Annotated in this window: 12 protein-coding genes; 10 read left to right on the top strand and 2 right to left on the bottom strand. The window is 47.4% G+C overall.

The annotated features are described in order from the left end of the window. Window positions 1–247 precede the first annotated feature (247 nt). Window positions 248–1,864, bottom strand: coding sequence for a ShlB/FhaC/HecB family hemolysin secretion/activation protein (locus PHH59_RS01795; protein WP_300010288.1), 1,617 nt, complete (start codon window positions 1,862–1,864; stop codon window positions 248–250). Between the two features lie 404 nt (window positions 1,865–2,268). Beyond that, complete coding sequence (locus PHH59_RS01790) at window positions 2,269–4,053, bottom strand: hypothetical protein (RefSeq protein ID WP_300010285.1); 1,785 nt, start codon at window positions 4,051–4,053, stop codon at window positions 2,269–2,271. 419 nt (window positions 4,054–4,472) lie between these two features. On the opposite strand from PHH59_RS01790, the gene PHH59_RS01785 reads away from it, so the two are divergent. From PHH59_RS01785 to gspI, 10 genes are all read left to right on the top strand, one after another. Further along, entirely contained in the window at window positions 4,473–4,973 is a 501-nt protein-coding gene (locus PHH59_RS01785) for a hypothetical protein (protein WP_300010282.1), read from the top strand. A gap of 98 nt (window positions 4,974–5,071) precedes the next feature. Then, window positions 5,072–5,545, top strand: coding sequence for a type II secretion system protein N (locus tag PHH59_RS01780; protein WP_300010279.1), 474 nt, complete (start codon window positions 5,072–5,074; stop codon window positions 5,543–5,545). A gap of 55 nt (window positions 5,546–5,600) precedes the next feature. Further along, entirely contained in the window at window positions 5,601–7,487 is a 1,887-nt protein-coding gene (gene gspD / locus PHH59_RS01775; protein WP_300010276.1) for a type II secretion system secretin GspD, read from the top strand. Then, window positions 7,484–9,037, top strand: a complete 1,554-nt coding sequence (gene gspE, locus PHH59_RS01770; protein ID WP_300010273.1) for a type II secretion system ATPase GspE — start codon at window positions 7,484–7,486, stop codon at window positions 9,035–9,037. Before gspD ends, gspE begins: the two co-directional genes overlap by 4 nt. 85 nt (window positions 9,038–9,122) lie before the next feature. Beyond that, window positions 9,123–9,290 carry a hypothetical protein gene (locus PHH59_RS01765; protein WP_300010270.1) on the top strand — a complete coding sequence of 56 codons (168 nt, stop codon included), beginning with the start codon at window positions 9,123–9,125 and terminating at the stop codon, window positions 9,288–9,290. A 172-nt stretch (window positions 9,291–9,462) separates the two neighbouring features. Further along, on the top strand, window positions 9,463–10,674 hold the full coding sequence (gene gspF, locus PHH59_RS01760) for a type II secretion system inner membrane protein GspF (protein WP_300010267.1): 1,212 nt from the start codon (window positions 9,463–9,465) through the stop codon (window positions 10,672–10,674). Between the two features lie 78 nt (window positions 10,675–10,752). Continuing rightward, on the top strand, window positions 10,753–11,214 hold the full coding sequence (locus PHH59_RS01755; protein WP_300010264.1) for a hypothetical protein: 462 nt from the start codon (window positions 10,753–10,755) through the stop codon (window positions 11,212–11,214). Between the two features lie 260 nt (window positions 11,215–11,474). Next, window positions 11,475–11,906, top strand: a complete 432-nt coding sequence (gene gspG, locus PHH59_RS01750; protein ID WP_300010261.1) for a type II secretion system major pseudopilin GspG — start codon at window positions 11,475–11,477, stop codon at window positions 11,904–11,906. 181 nt (window positions 11,907–12,087) lie between these two features. Further along, the gene (gene gspH, locus PHH59_RS01745) at window positions 12,088–12,612 is read left to right on the top strand and encodes a type II secretion system minor pseudopilin GspH (protein WP_300010258.1); all 525 of its coding nucleotides are present in this window, start codon (window positions 12,088–12,090) and stop codon (window positions 12,610–12,612) included. Beyond that, window positions 12,612–12,995, top strand: a complete 384-nt coding sequence (gene gspI, locus PHH59_RS01740) for a type II secretion system minor pseudopilin GspI (RefSeq protein WP_300010255.1) — start codon at window positions 12,612–12,614, stop codon at window positions 12,993–12,995. The genes gspH and gspI overlap by 1 nt, the downstream gene beginning before the upstream one ends.

The following is a 12,995-nucleotide window of genomic DNA, read 5'->3' as shown; positions in this document are numbered from 1 at the left end:
AAACTCGAGCATGTCAAAGCCTAACGACAATAAACAAAAAATTAGAGTGCACTAGTTTTACGTCACAAAGTTGTATTTAAGATTGTCCTGATAAATCTGAGTAGGTTGCTACTACCCTCCCAATAAGCATCCTTAGATACCCACCACGCTAACCCCAAAAAAGAAGTTTCTGTCGGCGTAAACTGGCCAGGATCAGGAAAGCAAAAGTAACAATTCTCAGCTAATCAATTACAATTGCTCCAAGTCTTTAAAATTCTGTTGCAATATTGAAATGTACTTTCGGGTCGCCCTGTTTAACAGATTGCAGGTCAATCAATGGGAATCCTATATCCAATGCACCAACAAAATATTTCCATAATTGGAAGCGAGTCCCTATTCCTGTACTGGCCAGCTCGTTGGTCGGTGCTGTTCCTGACGGCGCGGCCTGGGTCCAGCCCTTACCTGCATCCAAGAACACAAGAGCCTGTAATTTATTGATATATTGAATCTTATTTGGCACCAAACGGGGAGAACGCCATTCAAACGAAGCAATGATACCGTCATCGGTTAAAGCCTGGGTTTCAAAATAACCACGTATGCTTTGCATACCGCCTAATGAAAATTGCTCATTACTGATTAATGGGGAGTTGGCGAGTTGTCCTGAAAAGCGGCTGAAAAATTCCATCCCGTAAGGTAACTCATGGGTGAAATTCAGGCCTCCCAGCAAAACGGCATAATTAGGTTTAGAATCAATACGTTTGTTTTCAAACTCTGCCTGGGTGTTGCCTAGGCCACGGACGGAAAAATTAAGACCCAAATTAAATGACGTGAAGGATTTTTCACCCCTAATTGAAGAATTGTACTGTAAAGAAAAAGGTAAATAGCTGATAGGGGTTCTTATCGTGTCTGAACTTAGCAACTTAACATCTTCCTTAAAATTTTTATAGTCTATGCCCGCAACTAATGAATGCGAATAATTTTTCAACGTCCGCAAAGGCTTGATCAATCTCGCCCCGTAAATTTCACCGATACCGACCACCGCCAAGGCCCCACCGCTAGCTATCTGGGCGTTTGAAGATGAACTAACCCCATAAAGGGCGAGTTTCGCAGCGTTGTCAAAGATTGGTAGGCTGTAGGTTCCCACGATCACATCCACTTCATCACTTTCCTCAGGGGACACTTGATAAGTGAAGGAGGCGCTGTGGAATTTTTGCCACAAGTTATCATAGTGCAACGTCGATACTAAGCGTAACAGGCTCGTCGATGAAGTGTTGCGTCCATTTAAGGCCACACTGCCATGTAAAGGCAAATCATCTTTGACTTTCAAATCCACATCCACGGTACCGGGGGCGTCACCAGGACGAAGCACCGGTGTAATTTTGCGGTCATTGCTTTGGCTGTCGAGCGCACCAAGCTGCTCCTGCATTTTGGGCATATTGGGCACATGGCCTTCTGCAAGCTCAGGAACACCTGCTTTAATGCTACCCAAAGAAAAATAACGTGAATCTTTCACACGAAGGCGGGATACTTTGCCTTCGACTACCTGCAAATAAACCACGCCGTTTTGCACGTTTTGCTCAGGAATATCGACTCCAACTGTTTGATAACCTTGGGCATGATAAAGTTTTTCCAAAGCTCCACGGGCTTTTTCCACCGTTTCTATGGATTTTTTAGGGCCTAAAAATGGATAAACAGCCCGCTCTAGCTGTGTGCGTGCCAACAAGGTGTTCCCTTTAACACGCAATTCAAATAAATCGAAACGGGCATCCTGCTCCTCCGCCGCCTTTTCAGTAGCAAAAGCATCAACAGGCATAAGGATTCCAAAAAAAACACTCAAAACTACTGATTTAACCAGTAGACCTTGCTTAAAGTCATATAAAGGCATGTGTATTTGTGATCTGATAAGGTTCAGTATGTGACGTGTTTTTGTCGATCAATAAAATCAACAACTTATTTACTAACAAGTGGATTAGATGGCGTAGTTAGTGACAGGCTTATGCTTCATTTTATGAAGCTTATATGAATTTTTGATGACAAACCAGCATTCTAACCCTTCTGGATAAACCTCGGCTTTGGCTAGTTGGTGTGAAATATTAATAATCTTATTGCAGGTATTAATTTCCTCATTAAGTTCTTGGCTAAGTTTTATAGGAGGCCGCACAAGAATTTATGGGGAAATTAATAACTACACTTGAAAACAAAAAAGCCAACCGCCAGAAGACGGTTGGCTTTCTATCATGCCATAGCTGGCATTAAACGATAAGCTTAATATCTATCGACATTAAAGTCTTATTTTATTTGCAAGCCCTGCAAGTTGTTGTTTGGGCTAGTAGAATAGATCAAAGGATTGCGGCAGTCGTTGGTGGCTTGGGCACCAGTGCCTGGGAAAATCGCATGGCTTAATGGGTTGACAGGGGCTGCCAAGTTCACAAGGCCATTGAGTGGTGCGGCATGGGCTGCATTAGGCACAGCCAAGAAGCCTGAAGTACCCCAAGTATGGGTTCCAGAACTTTTGTTTACAAAGCTAACCACTGAAGGAGTACCAAATGAACGGATCATTTCCAGCACCAAATCTTTCACACCGCTACTTGGTAAAGTTTTGACGTTATATTGGAAAGTACCTTCAACCCAATCAGGATAACGTCCGGCTGCCACTTTATCCAAAGAAGGGGACACGCCATCAATTTTGATGAAACGGAAGTTGCTGCTCAAACTGGCGTTTTTATCCAGTGAGTGGAAACCAATCGCCCAACGCACCGCTGTTGCGCCCGGAGCGCCATAAGCTTCGCCTGGAGCAAAAGAACCGGCAGTGTTGGCAGAACCATTATCCAATTCATTCAAACACTCCTCCAAACCACCACCTGAAGCCATGGCATGGACCATCGGTCTCAACAGGCTTTCTGGGTTGGCGATAGGGCCTGCTTTAAAGAATGACTGGCCTGGTTCCCCAATAGCAGTGTGGTCTGCATGGCTGACCACTTTTGAGCTATATAAGCTACAAGTATTATTCAGGAATTTGATACCAAATTGTGCTCTAGTGCCTGAACCAATGGTACGGCTACAGATATGGACTTTTGCATTGGCTGGTTTGTTGGCGGAAATGGTTTGGTCAAACAAGTTTGTTGCGGCACCTGTTTTGATTTGAGTCCATTGGTGGATTTTACCGGCTCCTAGAGCAGGCGCACTGACATTTGCCACTAATGGAGAGAAGGGAGCAGTATAAGCTGCAAAGATCGCCGCAATGGTGTCAGAATTCAGGTTAGGCATACAGAGTTCTGAATCGGCGGTGTCTTTCGCATTACCAGCCAAATCTTTGTAACCGGCGTTAGTTGGGTTACAAGTGCTGTTGGCGGCAAATTGCGCTTGTTGCAGAGCTTTACGCAATTTAGTGGTGACAGCCAAACCAAACACTGTGGCCGGACCAGAAACCACTTGATAAGTGCTAGGAGTTGGCCCTGGAGGAGCAGCTGGGACTGTGCCCGCTGGAGCGTTTTCGCCAGCCACTGTAAATGATTGCGGGTTTACGTCAGAAACACCAAAAGTAGGTGTCGCCAAAGTACGGTTGGTGTCTTTGCTGTATGCACAAGTTCTAGTAGAAGCGAACAAGCCAGGTGCTATAACTGTGCAGGGGCTAGTGTTGGTGGTGACGTTCAGGAAAGCAATTGCTGCAGGCGTAATGATTGGAGAAATACCAAAAACTGAACCACCTTCGTTGCGTTTAAATAACAATATGTTCGATTTGGTGATCGTGCTAGGGATTCTAGTGTTTGGCGTTGCACTGCCGTTAGCCGCAGTATTCAATGCACACAAATAAACAAGTTGGTTGCTGCCTGATGGAGGATCCATAAATTTATGGACAGTGCCTAATTTACAAATACTCTCGCTAGTACCCACTAACAATGATCTGTCAAATAATTCAGCCTGGGCAGATGAACCAGACAAGTATACAACTTGTGTATCAGCCAAAGTAGCCGCAGTAGGCATATTGGTTTTTGGGTCAAAAGTGATTGCCGCATTGGCAACACCACCAAATAAAGCAGCAGAAATTGCCGCCCCTAATAATATTTTTTTCATGTTATCCTCGTAGACTAAAAAATAAAAAAACCGCGTTACTGAAGCGGGCACACCAGGTATCTTGAACACTCAGGCTCACATCCTTCTGCTAAGAACTCAACAAATTTAAGCCCTTAATAAACGGCAAACTAGCCTTCCATGTTTAAGCAATACACACTAAGAACTCCACATTGTGGGCTTGCATTGGACAGAACCCGCAAAGCTCATAGCTTTACTTCAACTGGATGGTATTTTTTCATAGTTAATATGCCCAGATGGTTACAACTTTATTAAAATTACAAGTAATGTATTACATTTGTAGTTCAAATAACGCATTCTTAACCTTCGTAGTATTTCTGTAACATTAATCTTTTATCTTATCCTTGGTTGATGAACCACCCACACTCTCAGATCACCAACAGCTCCCAGGGAGTTGCATCTTGAACGAATTAAAACAAATCATTTCGCTACGGCTGGTCGATAGTGATAGGGCCGCAGTGCAAGCCATTGCTTCGCGCCTATTTGTCAGGGAATCCGATATTTATCGTTTTGCGATAAACTATCTACTCAATAGGTTCAGTTGCCTTTTTGATGACTCTTATACCGGCAGTGATTTATTGCCCGCCATGCTGGAAATCCGTGCGGAAATTAACCACACCTTAGGCCTTAAGCGGCACCAGCTTGAAAAAATCATTAACGGCAATAATCTCAATCCCGACAAGTACGTAGCGATGTGCGACATCGAGTTACTATTGATGCCCCAACATCTGCTAAGACAGCGGCTGATGAAACTGGATGATTCCTCAAAAAACCAATCTGACGTCGAAACTTGGCTCAAAGATTATTTGACGGAAAAATATCAATTGTTATCAGTTGAAAAAAAGACAGTGTTTGATGATTTTATCCTACCGAACAAAAAATCTGCCAAACTAGACAATTGAAATAAGCATGTAGCCAAAGCGCATCATTATCTTAGCAACAACTGACCGGGATTATTCACATCATTTCAATTATAACCGTATTTAACCGTCAATATTTTTTGCCATTGTTAGCGGCAACCTTCACCCTATTCATCTTGTCGGCAATGGTAATTAACGCGCTATTCTATTCAAGCACTGCAACCATTCCCTCCACGCTTAATTCAGAAAGTCCTGTCGCAAATCCAACTGGCCCGGTCGATTTCACACAACTTGGCAGTTGGCACTTACTCGGACTATCGCCGACAATAGTCGATACAAATGACGGAACCAGCACTTCCCCACCTACAGATATAAAGCTACGCGGCGTGTTTTTTCTGGGCTCCCAGCATCAGGCCCATGCTATTATTGAAACTTCGGACCAAACACAAAAGGCTTATCGGATTAACGATCAACTGCCCAATGGGGGTATTTTACAAGCCATTGATAATGAAAAGATCACCTTGCTTATCAACAATCAGCAAACCACCTTGCCGTTAAGCAAATACGAATTTTCACAAGAAGCTGCCGGACCCGCCCCCGCCCCGACTGAATGACCAAGCTGAATGGACTCTTTTCACAGCACCCATAATCCCTAATCCTCTTCCACTTATGCCGTTCCGTTTATTGATTGCCCTATTGTTCATACTGACTTGCAGTTTTGCCAAGGCGGAAAAAGATGAATTCACGTTGAACCTGAATGAAGTGGACATGCGCGTCATGATTGATACGGTGGCGGACATTACCGGCAAAAATTTTATCGTTGACCCGCATGTCGCCGGCAAAGTCACCGTCGTTACGGCTAAACCGATGCGGGCTTCGCAAATCTACGAAATTTTCCTGTCGATTTTAAAAGTGCATGGTTTTGCCGCCGTGGCGGACGGCAATATTGTCAAAATCGTCCAGAATGTCAATGCCAAACAGGAACTTAACCAGCCAAGCAAAATCGCAGGAGCTGATGATTTGCTGACCAAAGTCATCCAAGTCCATCATGTCGATGCCGTGCAATTGGAACAAATCCTGTTGCCGCTGATGCCGCAACATGCGTTCATGTCGGCGTTCCCTGACAGCAATGTCATTATCCTTTCAGACACCGCCGGGAATGTGAACCGCCTTGCACAGATGATCGAACAGATAGACCGGCAGGGCAATCTGAAAATTGATGTCATAAAACTCGACCAAGCCGATGCCGCCGATGCCGTAAAAACCCTGACGACACTGATCTCCAGCAAAAATGCGGGTAAAACTAGCGCATTCCTGCCCGCGCTAGTGGCAGATGAGCGCACCAACAGCGTGTTAATCAGCGGTGATCCGGCATCACGGGCGCAAGTGCGGGCTTTGTTGGATGACCTTGACCATCCGGTCGCCGACACCGGCGACACCGAAGTGATTTATCTACATTACGCGCTCGCGAAAGACTTGGTGGAAACCTTGACGGGAGCCAAACAAAAATCGACAGGCGACATCAATGCCGCAAAAACGGAAAGCTCCACCCAAAAAGATTTCGATGTCCGTGCCGACGAAGCAACGAATGCCTTGGTCATCACGGCGGATACGGAAAAAATGCGCTCATTGAAAGCCGTCATCCAACAACTGGATATACGCCGTGCCCAAGTCCATATCGAAGCGATCATCGCCGAAATTAATTACAACAAAGACCAAAGAATCGGGGTTGACTGGAATACAGGCAAACAGAACGGTGTCGTAGGCAATGTCAACACCTCCGGCAATACCACAACCACCCTCAGTGATTTTATTACCAACGCTGGCAAGGGCCTGAGTGTCGGTTATTTTGTTGGCGGCGAATTAAACGCCTTACTCTCGGCTTTTGCCGAAGACAACAATGTCAACATCCTGTCCACACCGTCTTTGGTCACGCTGGACAATGAAGAAGCCAATATCTTGGTCGGGCAAAACATCGGCATCAAAACCGGCAGTTTCACCACCAACACCAGCGGCTCCAGCAACCCGTTCACGACCCTGCAACGCCAAGATGTCGGTATCAAGCTCATTGTCACGCCGCAGATCAACGAAGGCAATGCGATTAAATTAAAAGTAAAACAGGAAGTGTCCAGCGTCGACACCACCACAGCCAATTCAGACAACGGGGTCACGATCAACAAACGTGAAATTGACACTTCCGTGTTGGTCGATGACAGCAAAATCCTCATCCTCGGCGGCTTGATGCAAGACGATGTCGAAGACACCATCACCAAAGTGCCGTTGTTGGGCGACATCCCTTATCTGGGACGTTTGTTCCAATACAACAACACTGCCGTCAAAAAGAAAAACCTGATGGTGTTCATCCGCACAAAAATATTGCGTGATCAAGATACCGCCCTACAATTATCGAGTGGCAAATACAACGATATTCGTATCCGTGAACAACAAGTCGGTAAAAACGGCGTATTCCTGATGCCCCAAGAACATGGCCCGGTTCTGCCCAAGCTCGCGCCAAACCAGGTAAGACCTTATATTGCACCGTCATTTAGAAAATGATTTCCGATACGCCAAGACAAGAATCTTTATCAGACAGCGGCATTTCCTCTTTTGAAGAAGGCTTGAAGCTCCCTGCGTACAGTTTCGCCAAACGGCACGGCATCCTCGTGCAACAAAACGCCGCTAATTTGAGTGTGCTGTATCTGGAAAAAACCCCCAGCCTCGCCTTGTTTGAAATCCGCCGATTCTTAAACCAGCCCGCAAGCTTTGCCAAAATCAGCGAAGCCGAGTTCGAGCAAAAACTGCAAACCGCTTACGAACAAAAAGCCGGGCACGCCCAGCAAATGGTCGAAAACTTAAGCGACAACCTCGACCTTGCCGACATGGCGCAACATTTGCCCACGCCCGAAGATTTGATGGAAAGCGAGGACGAAGCGCCGATCATCCGCCTGATCAACGCCCTGCTCACCGAAGCCATCAAAGAAAACGCCTCCGACATCCATATCGAGTCCTACGAAAAACGCATGGTCGTGCGTTTCCGTGTCGATGGTATCTTGCGCGAGATTATCGAGCCGCAACGGGAATTCGCGTCTATGGTGATTTCGCGTTTGAAAGTCATGGCAAAGCTGGACATCGCCGAAAAACGCTTGCCTCAGGATGGACGGATTTCCTTGATTGTCGGCGGACGCACGGTTGACGTGCGTGTCTCCACCCTGCCCTCCGGCTATGGCGAACGCGTGGTGTTACGTTTGCTGGACAAACAGGCCAACCAACTCAGCCTGAAACAATTGGGCATGAACCCGGACGAACTCGCCAGCATCCAGCAAATGATCAGCCGCCCGCACGGCATTATTTTAGTGACCGGCCCCACAGGTTCCGGTAAAACCACCAGCCTGTACGCGGTGCTCAACCAGCTCAACGAGCGCACCCGTAATATTCTAACCGTCGAAGACCCGATTGAATTTTATCTGGACGGCATCGGGCAAACCCAAGTCAACAACAAAGTCGAAATGACCTTCGCCAAAGGCTTACGCGCCATCTTGCGCCAAGACCCCGACATTGTGATGGTCGGCGAAATCCGCGACAAAGAAACCGCCGAAATTTCCGTGCAAGCCAGTTTGACCGGACATTTGGTGTTATCGACCTTGCACACCAACACCGCCGTCGGCGCAATCACCCGTTTGCGCGACATGGGCGTGGAACCGTTTTTATTGGCTTCCAGCTTGGTCGGCGTGATCGCCCAACGGCTATTACGCAAGCTTTGCCCGGCCTGCAAAAAAATCGAGCGTGTACCCGCACAAGATTTGTCCGGTTTGGGTTATCCGGCACAATCGGATAACCTCAGGGGTACAAGTGAATGGATTGAAATTTATCAACCCGTCGGTTGTGACAAATGCAAACACAGCGGCTTCAAAGGCCGAGCCGGGATATTTGAATTGATCGCCATTGATTCAACCATGCGGAATATGATTAACGAACATGTCGGCGAACAGGAATTGGAACAACACGCCAGATTGTCATCTCGAAGCATCCAGCAAAGCGCGTTTGCGAAAGTGTTGGCGGGTGAGACGAGCTTGGATGAGGCGATACGGATTACGCAGAAGGAATGATTTTAAAAATTGTCCACGAAAAACACGAAAAACGCGGTAAGGCGCAATCTGTAGGGTGCAATAGGCGATAGCCGTATTGCACCGCATGTTGGATTTCAATCATCCGGCGCATTACGCTATCGCTAATGCGCCCTACGCGCTGGAACAACACGCCAGATTAGCATCACGCAGCATCCAACAAAGCGCGTTGGCGAAAGTGTTGGCGGGTGAGACCAGCTTGGATGAGGCGATACGGATTACGCAGAAGGAATGATCTTTTATTGTCCACGAAAAACGCGGTAAGGCGCAATCCGTAGGGTGCAATAGGCGATAGCCGTATTGCACCGCATGTTGGATTTCAATCATCCGGCGCATTACGCTATCGCTAATGCGCCCTACGCGCTCTTTCGTGGACAAATCCCAACACCATTAAATAACATCTAACCATGCCAGCCTTCGAATACCAAGCCGTCAACGCCAAAGGCCAAACCCAGAAAGGCGTGTTCGAGAGCGACACGGTCAAACTAGCGCGGCAACAACTGCGTAGCCAAGGTTTGACCTTGCTGGAACTGCACGAGGTCCAGAAAAAAGAACATAAAACCCAGAGCAGTTTCTTCGCCCCACGCATCAGCTTGCGGCAAATGGCGCACATCACGCGGCAATTGTCGGCCTTGTTGCGCTCCGGTTTGGCGATAGACGAAGCTTTGGGCATTATCGCCAAACAATTGGAATCGGCAGGGACGCGGCGGATTTTGTTAGGGATTAGGACGCGAATCCTCGAAGGCCAAAGTTTCGCGCAAGCTTGCAACGCTTTCCCCAGCACCTTCTCGCCGCTGTACCGCGCCACCGTCGCGGCGGGCGAATCGTCCGGCAAACTCGACCAAGTGCTGGAACGGCTTGCCGATTACCTCAGCGACAAAGGCCAAATCCACAGCAAATTGCAAATGGCGATGATTTATCCGGTCATGCTCACGGGCGTGTCGATTTTGGTGGTGATCGGTTTGCTGACCTATGTCGTGCCGGAAATTACTAGCGTTTTCGACAAAATGGATCAAAAACTGCCCGCGCTGACCATGGGCTTGATTGCTTGCAGCGATTTTTTTAAGGCTTACGGTTTATATCTTTTAATTGGCATCGCCACAGCATCGGCCATCAGCAAAGCCATCCTGCGCAATCCCAAACCGCGCTTGGCTTTCCACCGCTTTCTGCTCACCGCGCCGGTGATTTCGCGCTTCACCAAAGGCATCAACACCGCCCGCTTCACCCGCACTTTGGCGATTTTGACCAATAGCGGCGTGGAATTGCTGGAAGCCTTGAAAATCTCCAGCCAAGTGCTGGCGAACAACGCAATGGAAAAAGCCGTTGAAAACACCGCCCTGCGTGTACGCGAAGGTCAAAGCCTGAATAAAGCCCTGGAAAAATGCGGCTTCTTCCCGCCCGTGACCATCCACTTGATCGCCAGCGGCGAAGCCAGTGGGCAATTGCCGCGCATGTTGGCGAACGCCGCCGACGACCAGGAACGGGAAATGGAAGCCCTGACCGAACTGACGATGGGCTTGTTTGAACCGGCGTTGATTTTGTTTATGGGCCTGGTGGTGCTGACGATAGTGCTGGCGATCTTGTTGCCGATTTTTGAGATGAATCAGTTGATTCGGTGACCAAATTATCATGTTTACGCTTGTGCCCAAGCTCTAGTTGGGCGTTAGTTGTTCCAAATGAACCTTTCGGAGTAAAGTTTGAATTTTAATGAATTGTCTTTTGATGAGCTTGATCAACATGCGATGGAACGTTTGGTTTTTGATCAAGATGAAATGTCACCTATTCTAAAAGGGCACATTTTTATTGAAAAAGTTCTAGAAACTTTGATCTCTAATAATTTAAAGAAACCTAATGCTTTTTTTCGTTCGAGAAGAACTTTTGAACTTAAGCTCGATTTAGCTTATGCAATGGCACTATTTGATGAAAAACATTATTCTGCATTCAAAGCCATCAATAAAATAAGGAACAACTATGCTCATATACATGACTACGAAGTATCAATCAAAGAGCTTAGTAGCTTGAAATTCGATCGGGAAGACATACAAAAAAAGGCTTTCGAAGCTTCTTGTACCAAAGGTGCTGGAGAAGCAGCTAGAATTTCAATCATTTTTCTAAGTTGGAAAGCCATTGCGCTACTCAAAAAAGCTGAGAAGGGATAATCCCGCATAATTTAGAATGGCATAGTTGAGTCGAATCTTTATGCAACCCAATTTGCGCTAGTTCCCAAGCTCCGGCTTTGGAATGCAGTTTAGGAAGCTCTAGCTTCCTATTATTCACGCAGCTAGAGCTTCTGACTTGGGTTACCAAGCCAGAGATTGGTAACCAGCAGAATAACTTATTGAAAATAAAAATAAATCCCTAACTTACTGGCAGTGACGCTCATAGTTGGAACGATGAATTCATTCACTAGGAAACCACCATGAACAGAAAAAACCTCTCCGGCTTCACCTTAATAGAAGTCATGATCGTCGTCGTCATCTTAGGCATTTTGGCCTCCATCATCGTGCCGAAAATTATGGGCCGACCTGATGAAGCCCGTGCCACCAAAGCCAAGCAGGACATCCGCGCCGTCACTGCCGCCTTGGATTTGTACCGCCTCGACAATTACAGCTACCCGACCACTGAACAAGGTCTGGAAGCGTTAGTGACCAAACCCAACGGCTTGGCGGCGGGCGCGAATTGGAAAAAAGGCGGTTATCTACAAAGCTTGCCGGTTGATCCGTGGAACAAGCCGTATCTGTATCTGCAACCCGGCGCGCACGGCGAGTTTGATCTGTACTCGCTGGGTGCGGACGGTGTTGAAGGCGGCACGGATGCGGGTGCGGACATCACCAATTGGGAACAAAAATAAACTTGCCAGCGCATCGGCAATTGGGCAGGACGGGGTTTGTAACCCATACGCATCATGCTAAGGAGAAAGCCATGATAGTTGTCCACGAAAATCACGAAAAAACACGAAAAAGACCAGATACATTTTCGTGTCTTTCGTGTCTTTCGTGTCTTTCGTGGAAAAATTCCTTAGCTTGATGCGTATGGATAACAAATCTGCTAAAGGCTTCACATTGCTGGAATTGCTGATCGTCATCGTCATCATCGGCATTATGGGCAGTTTGGTGACACTGTCTATGCGCTCCGGCACGCAGCGCGACCAGCAACGCCAAGAGGCCGAACGCATCGTAGCCTTATTTAATCTGGCAACCCAAGAAGCGATGGTACGCGGAATGCCTATGGCCTTGGAATGTAACCGTCATGGCTACCGTTTTTTAAACTTGGCCGATGGCGAATGGCGCACGGAAACTGAGGATGCGATTTTTCGGGAACGGACGTTGCCCGCGCAACTGGCCTTATCATTGATGCTCGACAAACAACCCTTGGCCTTGATTGAAACCACGGCAGGCACGAGCAAACCTGATCCGCAAATCGTTTTCACACCCGATGGCGACATGGGTTTGTTCCAAATCACGCTAAACCTACAAGACAGCGAAGAAACCTTTACCGTGAGCAACACCGCCAAAGACGGCCTGATCATGACCGCCCACAGCACGGCACAACCTTGATGGCAGCGTCTAAAGCCCAGGGCTTCACCCTGCTGGAAATCCTGATTGCCTTGGCGGTGCTGGCTATCATCATGATTAGCCTGATTAAAATCACCTCCGATAACAGCCGTAACCTGTGGCATGTGGAAAACAAGACCTTGGCGGGAATTATCGCCAGCAACCACATCACCCAACTGCGCTTGTCGGAAGAACTGCCGGAACAACAAGACGGCTGGGAGACGATGGCGGGACGTAAATGGTATTGGCAAGTGCAACGCCCAGTCACTAGCAACGCCTTGGGGCTGTGGCAATACACCGTCAACGTGTTTTTGGAAGGCGATAAAGAACCTTACATCACGATGACCAGCTTAATTGCCATTCCCGTCAAACCGAAAGTGGAGTAA

Source organism: Methylovulum sp., assembly GCF_028687615.1.
In the GTDB taxonomy this organism is placed as follows: domain Bacteria; phylum Pseudomonadota; class Gammaproteobacteria; order Methylococcales; family Methylomonadaceae; genus Methylovulum.
Note: the sequence above shows the minus strand (reverse complement) of the source record. Positions and strands in the feature narration are given on the sequence as shown.

What these genes read in the sequence shown, in the direction of transcription:
- PHH59_RS01795 (WP_300010288.1), bottom strand. Translation starts at nt 1,864, where the DNA reads ATGCCTTTATATGACTTTAAGCAAGGTCTACTGGTTAAATCAGTAGTT.
- PHH59_RS01790 (WP_300010285.1), bottom strand. Translation starts at nt 4,053, where the DNA reads ATGAAAAAAATATTATTAGGGGCGGCAATTTCTGCTGCTTTATTTGGT.
- gspD (WP_300010276.1), top strand. Translation starts at nt 5,601, where the DNA reads ATGCCGTTCCGTTTATTGATTGCCCTATTGTTCATACTGACTTGCAGT.
- gspE (WP_300010273.1), top strand. Translation starts at nt 7,484, where the DNA reads ATGATTTCCGATACGCCAAGACAAGAATCTTTATCAGACAGCGGCATT.
- PHH59_RS01765 (WP_300010270.1), top strand. Translation starts at nt 9,123, where the DNA reads ATGTTGGATTTCAATCATCCGGCGCATTACGCTATCGCTAATGCGCCC.
- gspF (WP_300010267.1), top strand. Translation starts at nt 9,463, where the DNA reads ATGCCAGCCTTCGAATACCAAGCCGTCAACGCCAAAGGCCAAACCCAG.
- gspG (WP_300010261.1), top strand. Translation starts at nt 11,475, where the DNA reads ATGAACAGAAAAAACCTCTCCGGCTTCACCTTAATAGAAGTCATGATC.
- gspH (WP_300010258.1), top strand. Translation starts at nt 12,088, where the DNA reads ATGGATAACAAATCTGCTAAAGGCTTCACATTGCTGGAATTGCTGATC.
- gspI (WP_300010255.1), top strand. Translation starts at nt 12,612, where the DNA reads ATGGCAGCGTCTAAAGCCCAGGGCTTCACCCTGCTGGAAATCCTGATT.